Source organism: Thermaerobacter sp. FW80 (assembly GCF_004634385.1).
GTDB lineage: Bacteria > Bacillota > Sulfobacillia > Thermaerobacterales > Thermaerobacteraceae > Thermaerobacter > Thermaerobacter composti.
Window position 1 is genome coordinate 348,507 of sequence record NZ_CP037895.1, and the last position, 18,974, is coordinate 367,480.

The 18,974-nt window shown below is 71.4% G+C and carries 14 protein-coding genes and 1 riboswitch; of the genes, 4 read left to right on the top strand and 10 right to left on the bottom strand.

Features of this window, described 5'->3' with window-relative positions; all coding sequences use genetic code 11:
* Positions 1-49 precede the first annotated feature (49 nt).
* The 3 genes from prpB to mmgD form a co-directional block, all read right to left on the bottom strand.
* On the bottom strand, positions 50-1,045 hold the full coding sequence (prpB, locus tag E1B22_RS01445) for a methylisocitrate lyase (RefSeq protein ID WP_243123574.1): 996 nt from the start codon (positions 1,043-1,045) through the stop codon (positions 50-52).
* A 493-nt stretch (positions 1,046-1,538) separates the two neighbouring features.
* Positions 1,539-3,005, bottom strand: coding sequence for a bifunctional 2-methylcitrate dehydratase/aconitate hydratase (locus E1B22_RS01450; RefSeq protein WP_135224271.1), 1,467 nt, complete (start codon positions 3,003-3,005; stop codon positions 1,539-1,541).
* Positions 3,006-3,210: 205 nt separating this feature from the next.
* Complete coding sequence (mmgD, locus tag E1B22_RS01455) at positions 3,211-4,329, bottom strand: citrate synthase (RefSeq protein ID WP_135224272.1); 1,119 nt, start codon at positions 4,327-4,329, stop codon at positions 3,211-3,213.
* Between the two features lie 555 nt (positions 4,330-4,884).
* Here mmgD and E1B22_RS13050 point away from each other — a divergent pair.
* Both E1B22_RS13050 and E1B22_RS13055 read left to right on the top strand, forming a co-directional pair.
* The gene (locus tag E1B22_RS13050; RefSeq protein ID WP_243123575.1) at positions 4,885-5,082 is read left to right on the top strand and encodes a hypothetical protein; all 198 of its coding nucleotides are present in this window, start codon (positions 4,885-4,887) and stop codon (positions 5,080-5,082) included.
* A 33-nt stretch (positions 5,083-5,115) separates the two neighbouring features.
* Positions 5,116-5,604: an alpha-lytic protease prodomain-containing protein gene (locus E1B22_RS13055; RefSeq protein WP_243123577.1), complete on the top strand. Its 489-nt coding sequence runs from the start codon at positions 5,116-5,118 to the stop codon at positions 5,602-5,604.
* Between the two features lie 388 nt (positions 5,605-5,992).
* Here E1B22_RS13055 and E1B22_RS01465 read toward each other — a convergent pair whose 3' ends face one another.
* On the bottom strand, positions 5,993-6,517 hold the full coding sequence (locus E1B22_RS01465) for a hypothetical protein (RefSeq protein ID WP_135224273.1): 525 nt from the start codon (positions 6,515-6,517) through the stop codon (positions 5,993-5,995).
* A 329-nt stretch (positions 6,518-6,846) separates the two neighbouring features.
* Between E1B22_RS01465 and E1B22_RS01470 the strand changes: the two genes are divergently transcribed.
* A complete protein-coding gene (locus tag E1B22_RS01470) occupies positions 6,847-7,512 on the top strand; it encodes a hypothetical protein (RefSeq protein ID WP_135224274.1) in 666 nt (221 codons plus the stop codon).
* 64 nt (positions 7,513-7,576) lie between these two features.
* On the opposite strand, the gene E1B22_RS01475 is transcribed toward E1B22_RS01470, so the two are convergent.
* The 5 genes from E1B22_RS01475 to E1B22_RS01495 form a co-directional block, all read right to left on the bottom strand.
* A complete protein-coding gene (locus E1B22_RS01475) occupies positions 7,577-8,752 on the bottom strand; it encodes a ribonucleotide-diphosphate reductase subunit beta (protein ID WP_243123579.1) in 1,176 nt (391 codons plus the stop codon).
* A gap of 97 nt (positions 8,753-8,849) precedes the next feature.
* A complete protein-coding gene (locus E1B22_RS01480; protein WP_135224275.1) occupies positions 8,850-11,642 on the bottom strand; it encodes a ribonucleoside-diphosphate reductase subunit alpha in 2,793 nt (930 codons plus the stop codon).
* A gap of 239 nt (positions 11,643-11,881) precedes the next feature.
* Positions 11,882-12,017, bottom strand: a riboswitch (cobalamin riboswitch).
* Between the two features lie 368 nt (positions 12,018-12,385).
* The gene (locus E1B22_RS01485; protein WP_135224276.1) at positions 12,386-13,153 is read right to left on the bottom strand and encodes a glycerophosphodiester phosphodiesterase family protein; all 768 of its coding nucleotides are present in this window, start codon (positions 13,151-13,153) and stop codon (positions 12,386-12,388) included.
* Positions 13,154-13,640: 487 nt separating this feature from the next.
* Entirely contained in the window at positions 13,641-14,363 is a 723-nt protein-coding gene (locus E1B22_RS01490; RefSeq protein WP_243123580.1) for an HAD family hydrolase, read from the bottom strand.
* A gap of 266 nt (positions 14,364-14,629) precedes the next feature.
* Positions 14,630-16,867 carry an acetoacetate--CoA ligase gene (locus E1B22_RS01495; protein ID WP_135224277.1) on the bottom strand — a complete coding sequence of 746 codons (2,238 nt, stop codon included), beginning with the start codon at positions 16,865-16,867 and terminating at the stop codon, positions 14,630-14,632.
* Positions 16,868-17,164: 297 nt separating this feature from the next.
* On the opposite strand from E1B22_RS01495, the gene E1B22_RS01500 reads away from it, so the two are divergent.
* A complete protein-coding gene (locus E1B22_RS01500; protein WP_243123583.1) occupies positions 17,165-17,794 on the top strand; it encodes a YkvA family protein in 630 nt (209 codons plus the stop codon).
* 69 nt (positions 17,795-17,863) lie between these two features.
* Here E1B22_RS01500 and E1B22_RS01505 read toward each other — a convergent pair whose 3' ends face one another.
* The gene (locus tag E1B22_RS01505; protein ID WP_207669906.1) at positions 17,864-18,874 is read right to left on the bottom strand and encodes an acryloyl-CoA reductase; all 1,011 of its coding nucleotides are present in this window, start codon (positions 18,872-18,874) and stop codon (positions 17,864-17,866) included.
* Positions 18,875-18,974 lie beyond the last annotated feature (100 nt).

Here is an 18,974-nt window from a genome sequence, read left to right on the forward strand (position 1 = left end):
TCCAACGGGTGCGGCGGACCATCCCCCTCCGCGCGCTCGAACCCCACGTCTACACCGTGTCGGAGGCGGCATCCGTCGCATCGGTCCTGGGACGCATGACGCGGGACGGCGTGGTGCTCCTCGACGCCTCCCGCTCCCGCGCCAGCGGGGGTAGGGTCGAGCGGGCCAGGGTCTGATCCAGCTCCTCGTAGGCGAAATAGCGGATCGTCTCGTAGAGCTCGGCCCGGTCCTGCATCTCGCCCAGGAGCTCGCGGGTCGAGCCGGTCTCTCGCAGATGGCGGTACAGCCGCTCCACCGCCCGCGCCGCCACCCGCAGGGACGAGACCGGGAACAGGATGATGTCGTATCCCCAGGCCGCGAGATCCGCCGCGCTGTAGTAGGGTGTCTTGCCAAACTCGGTCAGGTTGGCCAGGAGCGGCACGCCGGGCAACGCCTCCCGCACGGCGCGGAATTCGTCCTCCGTGGTCAGGGCCTCGGGGAAGATGGCGTCGGCTCCCGCCTCGACGTACCGGCGGGCCCGGGCGATGACGGCCTCGAGCCCCTCGACGCCGTGGGCGTCGGTGCGGGCGATGACGTACAGTGTCGGTGCGGTCTCCTTGAGTACCCGGATCTTCTGCACCATCTCATCCGCCGTGACCAGGCTCTTGCCGCTGAGGTGGCCGCACTTCTTAGGCATCTCCTGATCCTCGATCTGGACCCCCGCCACCCGCGCCTCCACCATCTCCCGGCCCGTGCGCGCCACGTTCAAGACCCCGCCGAACCCCGTGTCGATGTCGACGATCAGCGGAAGGTCCGTCGCCCGCACGATGTCGCGGGCTCGTTCGGCCAGCTCCTGGCTCGTGACCAGGCCCAGGTCCGGCAGCCCGCGGCTGGCGGTGTAGGCCGCGCCCGAGAGGTAGAGGGCCTCGAAGCCCACCCGCTGGGCGATGAGCGCCGAGAGGGCGTCGTGGGCGCCGGGCAGCACCACCGGTCCTCGCTTGACCAGTTGACGAAACCGCTCGGCGAGCTCCCGCTGAGGGGACTCCTTCTGCAGCAGCCAGGCCATCCGCTGAACCTCCCTCCATCCAGCCTCCGTCGCACCGGCTCGCGACGGCACGGCGCGCTTGCTACTCCCGGTCGGACCGCGATCCAACCATCCGTTTGCACGACCTCACCTTTCCAGGATCGGACCCCGCGATGGGATGGGATCTCGCGATCTACAGGATAGCCTCCGTCGGGTGAGCTCCCCACGGCCTCACGGTTGACCCCCGTCCCTGGCGACCGGCCGGCTCGGGAGACGAACCGGCCCGCCCAGGCGGGCAAAACCCCGGGCGGGCCGGTTCGTCCAGGTCAGGTCGGGCACCCGGCTTCCGTGCTGCGGAGACCCGCCGGCTCCCAGGCTCGGATGCCCACCATTGGACCGTCCCGCGCCGACTGAGCGCCTCCGCTCTGCGTCCGGGTTGCGACCGGGAGGCGCCGCGGCGAAGGCCAGGTAGGCTGGGCGTCCCGTCTGCCCGGAACGTGCCGCCTCCCGCCGCGCGGCGTCCCGTCGCCGCCCGTCAGGGCCGGTGCAGCTCGTCCAGGAAGCGGTCCACCGCCATCTCCGGCAAGGCCGGGTCCTCCGCCAGCAGGTGGAACAGCCGCTCCGCCCGCTTGGCCGGGAAGACCTCCCGCAAGGCGCCCCGCACCTTCTCGTGCAGCAGCGGCAGGGCCTCATCCCGCCGCCGGCGGTGGCCCAGCGGGTACTCCACCTCCACCCTCTCGGTGGCGGTGCCGTCGCGGAAGAACACCTGCACCGCGTTGGCGATGGAGCGCTTCTCCGGATCCAGGTAGTCGCGGCTGTACCGCTCGTTCTCCACCACCACCATCTTCTCCCGCAGCGCGTCGATGCGGGGATCGGAGGCGATGGGCTCCTCGTAGTGCTGGTAGGTCAGCTCCCCGTAGATCAGCGCCACCGCGGTCATGTACTGCAGGGAGTGGTCGCGATCGGCCGGGTTCGTCAGCGGGCCCTTCTTGTCGATGATACGGATGGCCGGCTCCTGGGTCTCGATGACGATCCGCTCGATCTCCTCGAGCCGGTCCTTGACCTGGGGATGGAGCTTCAGGGCGGCCTCCACCGCCGTCTGGCCGTGGAACTCGGCGGGGTAGGCGATCTTGAAGAGCACGTTTTCCATGACGTAGGACCCCAGGGGGCGCGCCAGCACCACTTTCTCGCCGCGCAGGACCACGTCCTCGAAGCCCCAGCGGGGGGCGCTGAGGGCGGTGGGATAGCCCATCTCCCCCTTGACGGCGAAGAGGGCCAGGCGCACGGCGCGGCTCACCGCGTCGGCCGCCGCCCAGGACTTGCGCGAGCCCGTGTTGGGGAAGTGGCGATAGGTGCGCAGGGCGGCGCCGTCGATCCAGGCGTTGGAGAGGGCGTTGACCACCTCGTCCCGCCCGCCGCCCCAGAGGGCCGTCGCCACCGCCGCCGACGCGACCTTCACGAAGTGCACGTGGTCGAAGCCGAACCGGTTGAGGCTGTTCTCCAGCGAGAGGACGCCCTGGATCTCGTGGGCCTTGATGGCCATGGCCAGCACGTCGCGGACGGTGTAGGGCGCCTCGCCGCGGCTGCGCCGCAGGCGGCTGACGTGATCGGCCACGGCCAGGATGGCGCCCAGGTTGTCCGACGGGTGCCCCCACTCCTTGGCCAGGAAGGTGTCGTTGTAGTCCAGCCAGCGGATCAGGGCGGTGATGTTGAAGGCGCCCTCCACGGGATCCAGCACGTAGGGCGTGCCCGGCACCTTGACCCCATGGGGCACAATGGTGCCCGGCACCGTGGGGCCGAGCAGCTTCGTGCACTCGGGATAGGCCAGGGCGTAGAAGGCCGCCGCCAGCGAGTCCATCAGCACCCAGCGGGCGGTGCGATAGGCCAGCTCGCTGTCGATGGCCTGGTTCAGGACATAGTCGGCGATCTCCACCAGGACCCGGTCCGGTTCCTGGGGTCTCGTGGCCCCGCCGGCCGGGGCGCTTGCGTCGTGACTTGCCATGGTGCCGTCCTGCGACCTCCCCTGCGATGATCGCCACGGGACTCAGCTGCCATCGCCACGGAATTCAACCCTATTCAACCGCCGCTGGTACCGCCTTAGCGGCTCGGGCCATCGCCTTCACGGCCGTCGCCATGCAGGGGCACCCATGGCGCATCGCCGCCACAGGCGCCGCCCTGGCGGCCCGCCGCGGAATGGCCACGACCGCTCAGGCCTTGAGCCCCCGCGGCCCCAGGTAGCGCACCCGCGGCCGGTAGAGGCGGTTCTGGGCGTGCTGCTCCACCACGTGGGCCACGAGGCCCGCCGTCCGCGCGGCGAAGAAGATGGGCGTGTACAGCTCGATGGGGATGCCGAGCACGTAGTAGATCGGCGCGGCGTAGTAGTCCAGGTTCGGGTAGAGGCCCTTCTCCTCCCGCATGATGTCCTCGCCCCGCTGGCACATGGCGAGCCAGCGGCGGCCCTCCTCGTCGCCGCGTTCGTCCACCAGCCGGGCCAGGGTCTGCTTGAGGATCCAGGCCCGCGGGTCGAACTTGCGCATGTAGACCCGGTGTCCGAAGCCCATGATGCGCTCCCTGCGGGCCAGCTTCTCGCGGATCAGGCGGTCCAGGCCCTCCACGTCGCCGGCCTCCAGCATCATGTGGGCCACGGCCTCGTTGGCGCCGCCGTGCAGGGGCCCCTTCAAGGACGCCACCGCCCCGGTCAGGGCGCCGTACACGTCGGAGAGGGTCGACGCGATGACCCGGGCGGTGAAGGTGGAATTGGGCATCTCGTGCTCGCTGTAGGCGATGAGGGCCTGGTCGAAGGCCCGCGCCCCGGCGGGGTCCGGCCGCCGGCCGGTGATCATGTACACGAAGTTCTCGGCGAAGCCCAGCTGGGGGTCGGGAAGAACCGGCTCCCCGCCCTGGGCGATCCGGGTCAGGTTGGCGACGATGGTCGAAACCTGGCCCACCAGCCGCACGCCCTTGGCCCGCTCGGCCTCGGGGTCCGGCGAGTCCGCCTCGGGGTCGAACCCGGCCAGGGCGGAGACGGCGGTGCGCAGGCGGTCCATGGCGTGCATCGACGCCGGCAACTTGGCGAGGATCTCCCACACGGCCTGGGGAACCTCGGCGGCCAGGAGCTGCCGCTCCAGCTCCTTGCGCTCTTGGTCGCCGGGCAACCGCTCGTGGATCAGCAGGCCGAGCACGTCCACGTAGGTCTTCTGGGTGATGAGGTCGAGCAGGTTGTAGCCGCGGACCACGATCTCCTCGTTCTCCACGTCCAGGTAGGAGATGCGGGTCTCGGCGGCGATCACGCCCTCAAGACCGGGGCGATACTCCTGGTTCTCCATGACGCCACCCCTTTTGATCTGGTCGGGGTCCGGCCGAGGGGTTGGATTTCCCTGTACATGCCGGGCGTGTCACCCCTCACGGTCCCCTTGCCGTTCCTGCTGCGTCCCTCTCATTCGTACCCGACGGGAGGGCCGACCTCCTGCCGGGTCGCCGGCGGGGAACCGGGCGGGTCGGGGCGGCGTCCAAGGGGCGACGGTGCACCCGGCAAGGTTGGCAGGGAGGCGGCCAGGGCCACCGCCCGGCGCCCGCCGGCCGGTGGCTGCTGGGCCCTGCGTGCACCGTCCAGCACAAGCCCGGGGGTGATCCTGTTGCAACTGCCCGAGTCGGGCCTGCTTTTGCTACCTGAACAACGCACCTCGGGGGTCAAGGTCGCCGGCCGCAGCGGACGCCACACCAGGCGCCGGCCCGCATGCATCCCAGAGGGAGCAGCCGTTTTGTGCACCGTGGGACCGGGTTACAGCCGCCCTGTTACCCGGATCGCTGGCCGGCCGGCCGTAAGGTGCCGTAAGGCTGGGTGGCTCCTGGGCTGGCTGATGGTGTTGGCGGCGGTGTTGTTGGGACTGCCCAGCGGCCTCGCCCATGCGTCCACCGGTGGAGCGGATCAGGGCAAGTCGCCCGAGCGGACATCCCCGCAGCGGGCCGGTTCCCCCGACGAGCCCGTATCCCACTTGGTGGCCCCCGACGACGTGCAAGCAGCTGAGGCGTACTTGCGCCAGCGGTTCGCCGACCGGTTCGGCGGCCTCTACCTGTAGGATGCCGGCAATGGCCAGTTCACCGTTGTTGTGGTGGTCACCCGACCCCTGGGGGCCGGCGGCGAGGAGGCCCTTCGCCAGCGCCTGGGCGGCAAGCCGCTGCGGTTCGTCGAGGGCCGATACACCCTGGCTGAACTCGAGCGGATCCAGGGGACGCTGACCCAGGCCATGCCCCGGCTGCAGGAGCAGGGAGTCCAGGTGGTCTGGAGCGGGGTCGACGTGCGGACCAACCGGGTCCGCCTGGGCGTCGCCAGCGACCTGGAACAAGCGCAGGCCGCCGTTCGGCATCTCCCCGGGGCGGAAGCCATCGTCGTGGTGGAGGCCGAGCCCGTGCAGCTCCTGGGTGCCGAGGGCGGCCCGGCCGTGACTCCGGCTCCCTCGCCGGCCGCTACCGTGGCGGACGGCGGGGCAGAACGGGACGCCGGTGCCGGCGGCGCCCCCGTCCGGCCCGGCGGGTGGTGGGCGGCTTTGCTCACAGCCCTCAGGCGTTGGTGGGCGGCCCTGGTCGCCGTGTTTCACTGATTCCGGCAGTGTCTTGGTTCAGCCCTTGATTCGCGCGGCTTGATTCGGCCCTTGCCATGGCTTGATTCGGCTCGTGTTTTGGCCGGTGCGGCCGCTCCAGCCGGTCTTGGACCAGGTGGAGCGGCCAGTCCACCGGCCAGAGGTCCACGGCGCCACCGGCTTGCAGGAGATCCCATAGGACAGGCACGTGCTCCAACCCGACGGTCACCAGCACCCGCCGCCGCAGGTGGCGGGTGCCGGCATGGGTGCCGGCACGAAGCACGGAAGCGCAAGCGTCCAGGATGTTTGCCGCCATGCGGAGGTTCCGCACTGACCAGGTACGAATCTCTTCCGTGGCGTCCAGCTGGAGTTGTAGCCGGTGCTTGGCCCGGATAAGGTCCATCACCCCCTAATCAAAGATGGCCCGCAGTCCCAGCTCGCGGCGCCCGATCCACTGGAGAAAGGTTTGGGTCACGTCCTGCCACGTCGCCTCCGCGGCGGTCTGCCAGGCCGCCGGCACCGGCGGGCCGGCCACAGAGGCCAAGGGCATGCCCCCGCCGCCCACCGGCCGCGGCTCCGGCTTCGGATCACCAGGGTCCGCCGGGCCGGCTCGTTCGCCCGAACCGGCGTCCGGTTCGTCGGGGTAATCATCGACGGGGTGAAAAGGGATTCCCCTCTCACGGCACAGGGGCAAGATGAGCTGCCGGTACTCCACAGGCCCGCAGTAACCGGGGCGCGTGCCGCCCGCGGTCCGTTGCCAGTCGATGGGCCGCACCTCGCCACAGATGGCATCCGGCCCGAACGCAAGGATGATGCGACGGATCACCGTGAAGTCGTAATGGGCAAAGGCCGGCTCCAGGTGTAGCCGGTGTAAGGTGGGAAGTAGCGCCACGGTGATCCGTGGCCCCGCGGTCGCGGCCGGTGTGTCAGGCACGGTGCCACCTCCACGTACGGTCGATCACGCGAAGCGGGAAGCTGGTTTCAATCTCGGCTGGGTCGACCGGCACCGCCGGCCCCTAAGTGTTCCTAAATGTTTCGGGTAACACGCGACACCAAAATCACGGGTTGTGGCGAGAGGACCAGGGTAGCCGTCGCAGAACCGTTACCCCAAGACCACCACATCCGCACCGCCGCAAGACATGGTCACGCTCCTTGCGTAACACCCATGGCTGGGGCCGACATCTCGGGCATCTCGTGGATGACCGTGGCTTCGGCCGGAGCCGGTGGGCCACGGGAACTGGGCCCTCGAGTGGGGTGCGTCACATGCCGAACCGCACCGTGCGGCTGATTTCGCGGCTGATTTCGTGGTCGGTGCTCGCCTTCCTCCTCTTCACAGCGGCCGGTTGCGCGCAATCGGGGACCACGGAACGCCCGGCGGCTTCTGCCGCGGCCACCGGCCCGAACCAGGGCCAAGCTGGCGACGCCGGCCCGACGTCCCTGGAGGAACCCGGACCCGCATCGCCAGAACCAGCCGGCGGGGGAGCCTCGTCCCCCGCCGGGGCCGACCTGATCTCGGTCGAGGCCTTCTTGCGGGCCAACAAGGGGATCATCGCCTTCGTCTCCCAGGGGCTTTCGGATTGGTCGAGCGGGCTCAAGGAGCTCGGGATCTTGCCCATCAGCCTTGACGGCAGTCCTCTGGAACACGCCACCCCACCGGCGATTCACATCGACCCAGCTCTGACTCCGCCGAGGAACGAGAGTCACCTCCGCGTGGTTGCCACCCGGGTCACCACCCTAGGGGCGTACATCGCGCGCATCGATCTCCATCCGGATTCCATCGACGTCACCATCGTGCCGCAGGATGGGACGTTCCACGACGTCGAGATCGACTTGAACCGGTACAAGAACGGCCAGCGCGTTCCTGTCCGCTTCATCGTCACCGGCCCGTACCAGGAATTCCTGGTCGAAAAGGTGCCGGCACGGGAGTAGGCCACGCGCCGGCACCTGGGCAACAGGTCTGCAACCGCTACCTCACCGTCCAGCGCCTGATCCCTCACCGGTTCCGGTCCGCCGCCACCTCGTAGTGGATGTTGCGCGCCTCGAAGAAGTTGACGATCTCCGGCACGTCCACCTCGGTGGCCATCCACTTGGCCGGGTTGGGCGTGCCGAAGTGGGGGCCCAGGCCGAGTTCGTCCAGGCGCCGGTCGGTCACGTACTCGACGTAGGCGTTGAGATAGTCGGCGCTGACGCCCAGGATGGGCCGCGGCAGCAGAGCGCGGTTGTAATCCCGCTCCAGCTCCACCGCCCGCAGGATCAGCCCCTTGACTTCCCGGGCGAAGGCCGGCGTCATCAGCTCGGGGTGCTCTTCCAAGAGCGCGGTGATCAGGTGGATCCCGAAGGACAGGTGCAGGCTCTCGTCCTTGAGCACCCAATCGACCAGGGTCGCCAGGCCCTTGAGCAGGTTGCGACGCCGGAAGGTGTAGGCGAACAGGAACCCGCCGTAGAAGAACACGCCCTCCAGCACGATGTAGTAGCCGATCAGGTTGCGCAGGAACGCCTGCCGCCCCTCCAGGGTCGACACGTCGGGGCGGACCAGCAGCTGGCGGGTCAGCTCCTGCTGGAACGCCTCCTTGGCGCGGATGGCCGGGACGTCGCGGTGGGCGGCGAAGACCCGCTCGCGGTCGACGGGCAGGGTCTTGAGCACGTACTCGAAGGCCATGGTGTGGTTGGCCTCTTCCCAGATCTGCCGCGCCAGGTAGAGACGGATCTCCGGCGGCGTCAGCAGCGGGTAGATGGACATCACCAGGTTGTGGGTGACCAGCGACTCCATCGGGTTGAAGAAGCCCAGCAGCAGCTCGACCGCCCGCCGCTCGTCGTCCGTAAGGCGCAGCTCCCAGTCGCGGACGTCGTCGGCCAGGGGGATCTCCTCGGGGAACCAGGTGTTGCGCTTACCCTGCTGGGCGTGGGCGTAGGCCCAGGGATACCGCAGCGGGAAGAGCTGGATGGGCTCCAGGGGGTCGCCGCCCAGCAGGCGATCCCCGGGGACGCGGTCGCCCGCCTCCCCCGCTGGGGCGTCACCAGGTCGCCGGCCGCCCGGCTGGCGTTGACCGTGGGGTGCACCGTCCGGCGGGCGGTCATCCAGCATGGGACGGCCCCCAGGCCCCTCCTCGGCCTGATGGTGATGAGCCGGTTGGTCGGCCGATGGGCGGATGATGGGCTCCACAGCCATCTCCTCCTTGCCTGTTCCGTTGGTGCCTTGCCAGGGGTGGTGCGATCGCGGTGCACCGGCGCCATCGCGCCCGCGTGGGGCTCGCTGGGTCACCGGCTCATTGGCACGACTCGCAGATCAGATCCGGATCTTCGGGACGAACGCGGCACGCCGCCTGCGGCAGGCCGTTCGCCCCGCGCCCGCCAAGGCGCCCGTCGGGGCGTCCGTCGAGGTCCGGGGGATCCCCTACCCCCTCACGCTCGGCAGCCGGCGCATCCACGGCGACCGGCGCTGGGACGCCGGTGGCTGCCGCGGCGCCAGCCGGGCCGGCTTCGGACCCGCCCGGGCGTGCCTCCCCGCCGCCCGGGTGGGATCCGGGTCGGGCCGGGCTGGTCTCCACCGCGCTCGGGTGGGTCCCGGCTCCGGTCACGCTCACGCTGGCGTGCACGCCACCCGGGCTGGCCCCCGCTCCGGCCGGTTCGTCCAGGTTCCAGCGCAGTTTGCGGCGCGCCTTGTTCACTCGCACCGTCGAGGGCTCCGCGTACATCCGCGGCGCCATGAAGAGGTAGTAGGTGGACTTCAGCCCCCGCCGCCAAGCTTCGAGATACACCCGCTCCATGGCCCCCAGGTCCCGGTCGGCCAGGAACAGGTTGCGGCTGATGCCCATGTCGACCCACTTCTGGGCGCGGGCCGCCACCTCCAGGTAAACCTCGGGCGGCACCTGGTACGCGGTGGGGTAGCGGCGGCGCACATCGGCGGGGATCTCGGCGATGGGCTGGAGGTCGCCGCGTTCCTCCACGATGCGGTCGCGGGCGGCCTCCCAGAGGCCCCGCCGCTCCAGCTCCTCCACCAGGACGCGGTTGATCTCGAGGAACTTGCCCGAGAGGGTCTGCCGGGAGAAGACGTTGGCGTAGGGCGGATCCAGGCTCGGCGTGGTCCCGGCGATCAGGCTGATGGTGGCGGTCGGGGCGACGGCCAGCACCGTGCCGTTGCGCATGCCCCGGCGCACCCGGTCCCGGACCGCATCCCAGTCGAGACGGGCCGTGCGGTCGACCGCCACGGGCTGTCCGCGCCCGGCCTCGAGATCCGCCAGGGTGTCCAGGGGCACCCGGCCGCGGGCCCAGCCGCTCTCGGCGAAGGCGGGGAAGGGGCCGCGTTCTTCCGCCAGGCGGCACGAGGCCAGGATGGCGTGGTAGCTGATGAACTCCAGCACCCGGTCGGCCAGCTCGGCCGCCTGGGGGTCGGCGTAGCCCCAGCCCAGGCGGTTGACCGCCTCGGCGAAGCCCATCACCCCCAGCCCCACCGGCCGGTGGCGCAGGTTGGAGCGGCGCGCCTTCTCGATCGGATAGAGGTTGAGGTCGATGACGTTGTCCAGCCCCCGCATGGCCACGGCCACCGTCTCGGCCAAGGCGCCCCAGTCGATGCCCTGCGGCCCCAGGTGCCGGGCCAGGTTGACGCTGGCCAGGTTGCACACCGCCACCTCGTCGGCGGTGGTGGGGAGGAAGACCTCGGTGCAGAGGTTGCTGGAGTGGATCACCCCCGGCAGCAGCGAGCGCAGGTTGCCGGCGTCCTTGAACACCAGCCAGGGGTGGCTGGTCTCCTGCAGGGTGGCCAGGATCTCCCGGAAGAGCTGGCGCGCGTCCACCCGCTTCCACGCCCGGCCGGGCAGCGCCCCGGCCTCGGCCTGGCGGATGCGCTCGGCGTAGGCCGCGGCGAAGGCTCGCCCCACCTTCTCGGGCAGCTCCGGCACGTAGGCCGGGTCGAACAGGTACCACGGCTCCCCGGTCTCCACGCGGCGCAGGAACTCGTCGGGGATCCAGAGGGCGGTGTTGACGCTGTGCGCCCGCAGGTACGGGTCGCCGCTGTTGCGCTTGAGGTCGAGGAAGGCCTCGATCTCCAGGTGCCAGGGCTCGAGGTACACCGCCAGCGTCCCCCGCCGGCGGCCACCCTGGTTCACCGCCTTGATCAGGGCGTCGTAGAAGTGGATGAACGGGATGACGCCCGACGACTCGCCGTTGATCCCCCGCACCGGCGATCCCGCCGCCCGCAGCCGCGTCACCGAGGCCCCGATGCCGCCGGCGTACTTGGCCAGCCGGCCGAAGTCACTGGCCGCCTCCAGGATGTGCTCCATGGAGTCGTGGACGTCGGCCAGGTAGCAGGACGAGAGCTGGTGGTGGGGCGTGCCGGCGTTGAACAGGGTCGGCGTGCTGGGCAGATAGCGGAAGGTCGACATGGCGTGGTAGAACCGGCGGGCCCAGGCCTCCCGCTGGCCGGGTTCCTCCGCCAGGGCCAGCCCCATGGCCACCCGCATGAAGAGGAACTGGGGCGTCTCCAGGCACCGGCGGCTCTCCGGCTCCCGCACCAGGTACCGGTCCATTAGGGTGACGAGGCCGATGAAGGGCAAGGTCTCGTCCCGCTCCGGGTCCAGGGCGGCCGCCAGCGCGTCGAGGTCGAAGGCCAGCAGCCGCTGGTCCAGGGCACCGCAGGCCACGCCCTTGCGGATGTAGGCCGGGAAGGCGGCCCGGTAGGCCGCCGGGGACGGGTCCGGTTCCCCCAGGACGAACCGGTAGAGCTGGCGCAGCCGCGCCCGCACCGCCACCCGTTCCATCCGCGGCTCCCGGTGCAGGTGCTGGGTGGCGGCCTGGACCAGGAGCTCCTCCAGTTCGGTGGCGGTCCCGGCGGGTTCGGTAGCCGTTCCGACGGGCGCGGTAGCGGTTCCGGCGGGCGCGGCGACGACGCCGGGCGATGCCAAACCGCCGGCGAGGGAGCCGACCGAGTCGGCTGGGGACGCGGCGAGGATCCCGGCCCCAGGAGAGCCGGCTGCCACCCACTTCAGATCGCGGCGCAGGATCTGCTCGAGGCGGGCCGCATCGGGTAGGCCGGCGGTCAGCCGGCGGAGGACGTCGTCCATGGGCTTCCTCCCCTCCCCTGGCGGTTCCGCCCCAGCGCCATCGGCGCGGCACGGAGGAGGGGAGGAGCCGGCGGGTGCCCCCGGCCCGCCCCGCCAGGCGATGGAGACCGGCGTGGATGCCGTCGGCTGGCGGGAGGGAAACGAAACCCGGCCCACGGGGGGCCGGGTTGCATGGCAAGGGAATGCCCGCGCTCGGCCCGCCCTCACCCCTCCGCGGGGGCGGAACGGAGGCGCGGTGTGGGTACTCGGGCTTCCGGCGCCGCCGTCCCCGGGCGCGGGTCGATGGCCTCGCACACCGGGCATCGATCCCGTGCACCGGTTCCGGCGCGCCGGTCACCGTTGCGGGACAGCGCCGGACTCTCACCGGTCTTCCCCCAGCGGGCCACCGGCGCCGCGGCCGGACCATGGCCCCGCCGCCGCGGTCGCCCTCGCGGACCGCCTGGGAGGACGGTCCCCGCCAGGATCCGCTCATCGGGAGCGCGATCCCCCGTCGGGGGCGATGCGCTCCGGTGGCCGCGCCCTGCCCTGTCGGACAGGCACCGCGCCGTGGCTGGGTCCTCGCCCTCGGGGGCGCAGCGCGGACCGCAGCCACATGCCAGATATGGAATTTTGTTCGACGCCATCCTACAACATGTTGTGTTCATTGGCCAAACCCGAAGGGCGGCCGCCATCGGCAGCTACGACCGGCGGCCGGCACAGGGCGGGCCGGGAGACGGACAAGCTCACCCGGACGACCCCGGCGCCTAGCGGCGCGCCATGGCGAACTCCCCAAGGGCCTGCGGGTCGTCGGATTGGAGGATGTCCACCCCCCAGCCCGCCAGCTCCCGCAGAACCGCGCGGCTCTCGCCGAAGCTGTGGACCGCGATCTGCGCCCGGTGGAGCAGGTAGACCTCCTCCGGCGCCAGGTGCTCGGCATCCACGCAGAAGACGTCCGCACCGGCCGACCGCGCCACCGCGACCGGGTCGATCAGCCGGGCCTGGCAGATGGCGCCCGTCATGATGTCGGGGGCCACCTCCTTGCACCACCGCAGCACGTAGTGGTCGAAGGACAGCAGCATCACCTGGTCGTGCATGTCCCGCTGCCGCACCAGCTCGACCACCCGCTCGCATAGGGCGGCGGCGTCGCGGCCGTACGGCTTGAGCTCGATCTGCAGGTACACCCGGCCCCGGGCCCAGTGGAGCACCTCCGCCAGGGTGGGGACGCGCTCCCCGCGGAACCGGCCGCCGAACCAGGCACCGGCGTCCAGCTGGCGCACCTCGTCCCACCGGGCCTCGGCCACCCTCCCCTTGCCGTTGGTGGTCCGGCGCAGGTCGGCGTCGTGGAAGACCACCACCTCGCCGTCGGCCGTCAGCTGCACGTCGAGCTCCACCATGTCGACCCCGGCCGCCACCGCCTCCCGGAAGGCGGACAGGGTGTTCTCCGGGGCCCGCGCGCGGCCGCCGCGATGGGCACAGGTCAGCGGCCGCTGCCGCTCGAGGGCCCACGCCAAGGACGGTAGACCGCGATCCATGGGAACCTGGACCAACCTCCGCCGCAAACTCCGCGGGCCGGCGCCATCCCGCCGGCCCGTGCGATGGACTGCCCCTTCCCCAGACGCCGCACAACGCCTGGGTCATGGTATTCCGCCGCTCCCTGGCGCATCGCCAGCGTCGGCACCCAGGGCGCCAGGCCCGCCCCTCGGCACGTCGACACCAAAGGCCCGCGGCCCCACCACCGGCCTCGTTGGCACCGTTGCCGGCGTCGTCGGCACCGCTGGCCCATGGCCCGACCATCCGCGGTCGCTCGCACCGCGTGACCGGACCCGCCCGACGTCGTCGCGTCCATCGGACCCCTAACGCCGCCCCCTGCTGCGGACACGCGGCCCGCGCCCGCTCTCTCGCCAGACAGTGTAGCGGCCGCCGTGCCAGCCGGGAAGCCCTCGCGCATGGGCCTTAAGAGGGCACGAGCGCGGTTCGGCGGGCAGGGCCGCCTCCCGGTTCGCCTGGCCGATCCGGTCCTCAAGAAGGTACGAGGCGCCGGCCCGCCTTCGGCGCGAGGGCCGTGAACAGGGGCTCGAGGGACCGGATGACCGCCCAGTCCCGGGCGGGGTACCGCGGGTAGAGGCCGTACCGGTCCAGCAGCACGGCCTGGACCCCCAGCTCACGGACGGGCAGGACATCGTTGAGCAAGTTGTCACCCACCACCAGCATCGAGTCGCGCGGAACGCCGGTGGTCTGCTCCAGCCATGGGATGATGCGTCGCCATCCTTGGGGCTTGCCGGCCTCGGTGACGCGGTGGCTGAAGGCTCCTTCGAGGCCGATGGCGCCCAGGATCGTTTCGGCGTGGCGCGCGGTCGCATTGGTCACCAGCACCCGGAGAGGCTCTGTCCCAAACCGCAGCGCCGTGGCCGTCGCCAACATCCACGCATCCCCGAGGGCCAGGTATCGGCCCGGCGCCCCGACATAGCCACCGGCGTCGGCGACCGGCCGCCACCGCGATGCCGACGTTCCCTCCCAACCGACCACCACGCCGGGTTCCAGCCGCGGGTGGCCTAGCAGGACGTCCTCGATCCGGTCGTAGATCCTTCCCATGCGCAGGCGCCGGTTCACGTCGGAGAACGGGAACGCCTCCCGCAGGAAGGCATCGCGAAGGGACTCGGGCAGGTGGGCCGCCAGCGCCCGCGTATACGCGACAGAGTACAGCAAGTCGTCGTACAGGGTGCCGTCAAGATCGAAGATCACCAGCCGTGCCCCACGGGGGTCCGCTCGGACTGGGGATGCCAGGTGCGTTCACCTCCTTCGGCTGCGCCCCCGTCGTGGTCCCACCCTCCTCTGCCCGCTCCCCGTCCCCACCTTACCGCGGCCGGCCGCCGCAGCCGTTAAGGGCCCATCAAGGCTTGGGGAAACTTCGGCAACACGGCGACGACCGTTCCTGTCGACAAAACGAAAGCTGCCGGCACCAGGCGGCCGACGGGCCCCCGGCACCGGCAGCCTTCGTCACGACGCCTTCAGCTTGCCGCCGACAGCTGCTGGGCGAACTGCTCGAAGAACCCCAGCGCCCCCGGATTGCTCATCGAATCCGGGTTCACCGCCTTCTCCCGCGGTACGCCCATGAGGATCTTCTTGATCGGCACCTCGAGCTTCTTGCCGTTCAGCGTCCGCGGCACCTCGGGGATCGCCACGATGTCGTCGGGCACGTGACGGGGCGAGAGGCTCTCCCGGATCCGCCGCTTGATGCGGTCGCGCAGCTCGTCGTCGAGTTCGACCCCTTCCCGCAGCACCACGAACAGCGGCATGTACGCCCCCCGGCCCGGCAGCTCGAGGTCGACCACCAGACTGTCCAGCACCTCGGGGATGTCCTCCACCACCCGGTAGATCTCGCTGGTGCCCATGCGGACGCCGTGGCGGTTGATGGTGGAATCCGACCGGCCGTAGATCACCACGCTGCCCCGGGACGTGATCTTGATCCAGTCGCCGTGGCGCCAGACGCCGGGGAACATCGCGAAATAGCTCTCCCGATACCGCTTGCCGTCGGGATCGTTCCAGAAGAACAGCGGCATGGACGGCATGGGCTGGGTGATCACCAGCTCGCCCACCTGGTCCACCACCGGCCGGCCCTCCTCGTCGAAGGCCTGTACGTCGGCCCCCAGGCAGCGGCACTGGATCTCGCCCGCGTGGACCGGCAGCAGCGGGCAGCCGCCCACAAAGGCCGTGCAGAGGTCTGTGCCGCCGCTCACCGAGGCCACCCACAGATCCCGCTTGACGTGGTCATAGAGCCACTGGAATCCCTCGGGCGAGAGGGGCGAGCCGGTGGACCCCACGCTCTTCAAGGCGCTGAGGTCGAAGTCCCGCCCGGGTTCGATGCCCGCCTTCATGCAGTTCGTGATGTAGGCGGCGCTGGTCCCGAACAGCGTCATCCCCGTCGCCTCGGCGAACCGCCACAGGGCGTTCATGTCGGGATAGCCCGGGCTGCCGTCGTACAGTAGCACCGTCGCCCCCACCAAAAGGCCGCTGATCAGGAAGTTCCACATCATCCAGCCCGTGGTGGTGAACCAGAAGAACCTGTCCCCCGGCCCGAGGTCGCTGTGGAGTGCCAGCATCTTGAGGTGTTCGAGGAGGATGCCGCCGTGCCCCTGGACGATGGGCTTGGGAAGGCCCGTGGTGCCCGAACTGTAGAGCACCCACAGCGGGTGGTCGAAGGGCACCTGCTCGAAGGTGAGCGGACCCCGCTGGCGCAGCAGGTCCGACCAGGGCAGGGTTCGTCCTGGGAAGAACCCCGCCCCTGCGACGCCACCCATCCCGGCGCCGCCCGCGGCACGGTCGTTCCCACCCATACCCGTGCCGCCGCTCTCGCGAACCTCTGCCGACGTCCCACCGCTGCCCCCCGAGGCCGCCAGGGCAGCGTGCACCGCCGAGCCGGTACGGCCCACGGTGGTGCCACCGCCGCGCCCGGTCCGGTCGGGATCCAGGTAGGGGATCAGGATGGTGGCCTCCAGGGTGGGAAGCTGCCGCTGGAGCTCCGCCACCACCGCCCGGCGATCGTAGTCGCGGCCGTTGTAGCGATAGCCGTCGACGGCGAAGAGGACCCTGGGCTCGATCTGCCGGAAGCGGTCGACCACGCTGGGCGCGCCGAAGTCGGGGGAGCAGCTGGACCAGATGGCGCCCAGGCTGGCCGTGGCCAGGAAGGCCACCAGGGCTTCGGGGATGTTGGGGACGTAGGCCACCACCCGGTCTCCGCGACCGACCCCCAGCGCCCGCAGCCCGGCGGCCACGGCCGCCACCTGGGCCGCCAGGTCGGACCAGGACAAGGTCGTGCGGGGCCGCAGCTCCGACTGGAAGATCACAGCCGGACTGGCAGGATCGACCCGCGGACCGCCCGCTGCGCCCGCCGTGGGGCCGGGGGACCGGGCGGCGTCCGCACCGCCGTCCGCCGCACCGCCGGCCACGGCCCGCAGGGCGTGCTCCGCGTAGTTCAGGCGGGCGCCCGGGAACCACCGGGCCCCCGGCATCTGCCGGCTGGCCAGGACCCTCTCGTAGGGCGCCGACGCCTGGACGTCGAAGTACTCCCAGAGGCTGCTCCAGAAGCCCTCGAGATCCCGGACCGACCACTGCCAGAGGGCGTCGTAGGTCTCGAAGCGCAAGCCCCGGCGCCGCGCCAGCCAATCCATGTAGTGGCGCATCCGGGACCGTCGCTGGAACTCGGCCGAGGGCGTCCAGAGCAGGGTCCCCTCCTGCACCGCCGCCATGACCCATCCCCCCTGTGGTAGGTCGTTGGGTGGAGCGGCCGGGACGGTCCCCGACCGCCCACGGCATGGGGTGGAACCCGCCGGCCGGCGCCGCATCTCCCTGGTGGTCGCGACGGGATCCGCCGCCCGAGGTGACGTGGTGGGAAACAGGTTCTCAGAGGCGGGAAGGGATCCCTGCCGGTGGGCCTCCGAACCGACGTCCGGCCGGCAAGGAGGCGTGTCCCGACCCCGTCGCATACCATGTAGAGGGTGAAGAGCGGGACAATCCCGAGGGCCTCCGAGGAGGGTTCGCCGACCATGGCCCCGTCGATGTTCGCAAAGGACCCCGCAGCCCGGCGGGCCGGCGGCAGCCCGGCTGCGGCCGGCGGCCGGCGGCAAACCGGTTCCACCGGCCGGGGCATGTCGGCGGAGCAGCTGGCCCGGCTGGGCGAGGTGGCATCCCGGCTGCCCCGGTACGTGAAGCTGGCCCGACTCATCCTAGGCCTCGGGCCCCAAGCCCAGGTGCCGGGCAGCGGCCGGGCACGCCGGTTCGTCCTGGCCGGCCTGGCCTATCTGTTCGCTCCCCTTGACCCGCTGCCCGGGTTCATCCCCGTCCTGGGCCAGTTGGACGACCTCCTGGTGGCCCTCTTCGCCCTGCGGCAGGCCCTGCGGTCCCTGCCCGCCCCCGTCCAGGCCCGGGTGTTACGCCAGGCCGGTCTCGATGGGGTCACCGTCGAGCACGACTGGCGCCTTGTCCGGGATGGGACCCGGGACGTGCTCGCGGCCACGGGACGCGGCGCATGGCACCTGGGCCGGAGGGGGACGGGGGCGCTGGTGCGGTTGGGCCTGCGGTTGGGCTCGCTGGCCGGCCGTGGCCTCGGCGGTCTGCTGCGCCGGGCCGGCACCCGCCTGCCAGCCGGGCAGAGGCCGGGCCGTCGCCGCTCCTGAAGGCCCGCAGCGGCACCCGCCATCCCGACCGTCCGCGGTGCCGGTGCCCGCGCCCCCGCCCAGCAACGACTAAGCGATGCGGACGAGGATCCGTCCCCGTACCCGCCCCGCCAGCACGTCGTCGAAGGCCTGGGGCAACTCGGTCAAGCCAACCTCCCGGTAGACCATCGCCTCCAGCGCCTCCGGCCGCAGGTCCCCCGCCAGGCGCTGCCAGATCCGCATCCGCAGCGGCATGGGGCAGTAGACGGAGTCGATGCCGAGCAGGCTCACCCCGCGCAGGATGAAGGGGAACACGGTGGTGTGCAGGTGGCTTCCGCCCGTCAGGCCCACCGCCGCCACGGCCCCGCCGTAGCGGGTGGTGCGGAGCACGTGGGCGAGGGTGTCACCGCCCACGGCGTCGATGGCCGCCGCCCACTGCTGCTTCTCCAGCGGCTTGCCGCCAGTCACCGCCACCTCGTCCCGCGGGATGACCCGGCTCGCTCCGAGCCGGCGCAGGTAGTCGACCGCCTCGGCCTTGCCGGTGCTGGCGACCACCTCGTAGCCGCGCCGGGCCAGGAGGGCCACCGCGATGGAGCCCACTCCGCCCGAGGCGCCGGTGACCAGCACCGGGCCCTGCCCCGGCGCCAGGCCGTGGTCTTCCAGGCGGTGGAGGGCCAGGGCCGCGGTGAACCCCGCGGTGCCCAGGATCATGGCCTCCCGCAGGTCGAGCCCCCGGGGCAGGGGCACGACCCAGCCGGCGGGCACCCGCGCGTACTGGGCGTAGCCGCCGTAGTGGCTGACCCCGAGCTCGTAACCCGTCACCAGGACCGGGTCGCCTGGGCGGAACCGCGGATCCGCCGACTCCACGACCTTCCCCGCCAGGTCGATGCCGGGCACCATCGGGTACGACCGCACCACCCGGCCGTCGGGCCGGCTGGCCAGGCCGTCCTTGTAGTTCACGCCGGAGTAGGCCACGCGGATCGTGACCTCGCCAGGGGGGAGGTCCGCCGCCGTCAGCGTGCGCACCCCTTGCCGCAGGGTGCCGTCGTCAAGCCGTTCCACGAGATACGCGGAAAAGGCGTCCGCCACCGTGGCCGTCATCCCCCTTCCCTCCCCCGACCCGCTGGGCGCTCCCGTCCCGGCCCGTCGGCTGCCCGTCGCGCCGGCTGCAGCCCGCCGCGTTCACGTCCATCGGCGCGGC

Bases quoted from the DNA above. Each gene is read 5' to 3' on its own strand.
- prpB (WP_243123574.1), bottom strand. From the start codon at position 1,045: ATGGCCTGGCTGCTGCAGAAGGAGTCCCCTCAGCGGGAGCTCGCCGAG.
- E1B22_RS01450 (WP_135224271.1), bottom strand. From the start codon at position 3,005: ATGGCAAGTCACGACGCAAGCGCCCCGGCCGGCGGGGCCACGAGACCC.
- mmgD (WP_135224272.1), bottom strand. From the start codon at position 4,329: ATGGAGAACCAGGAGTATCGCCCCGGTCTTGAGGGCGTGATCGCCGCC.
- E1B22_RS01470 (WP_135224274.1), top strand. From the start codon at position 6,847: ATGCCGAACCGCACCGTGCGGCTGATTTCGCGGCTGATTTCGTGGTCG.
- E1B22_RS01475 (WP_243123579.1), bottom strand. From the start codon at position 8,752: ATGGCTGTGGAGCCCATCATCCGCCCATCGGCCGACCAACCGGCTCAT.
- E1B22_RS01480 (WP_135224275.1), bottom strand. From the start codon at position 11,642: ATGGACGACGTCCTCCGCCGGCTGACCGCCGGCCTACCCGATGCGGCC.
- E1B22_RS01485 (WP_135224276.1), bottom strand. From the start codon at position 13,153: ATGGATCGCGGTCTACCGTCCTTGGCGTGGGCCCTCGAGCGGCAGCGG.
- E1B22_RS01495 (WP_135224277.1), bottom strand. From the start codon at position 16,867: ATGGCGGCGGTGCAGGAGGGGACCCTGCTCTGGACGCCCTCGGCCGAG.
- E1B22_RS01500 (WP_243123583.1), top strand. From the start codon at position 17,165: ATGGCCCCGTCGATGTTCGCAAAGGACCCCGCAGCCCGGCGGGCCGGC.
- E1B22_RS01505 (WP_207669906.1), bottom strand. From the start codon at position 18,874: ATGACGGCCACGGTGGCGGACGCCTTTTCCGCGTATCTCGTGGAACGG.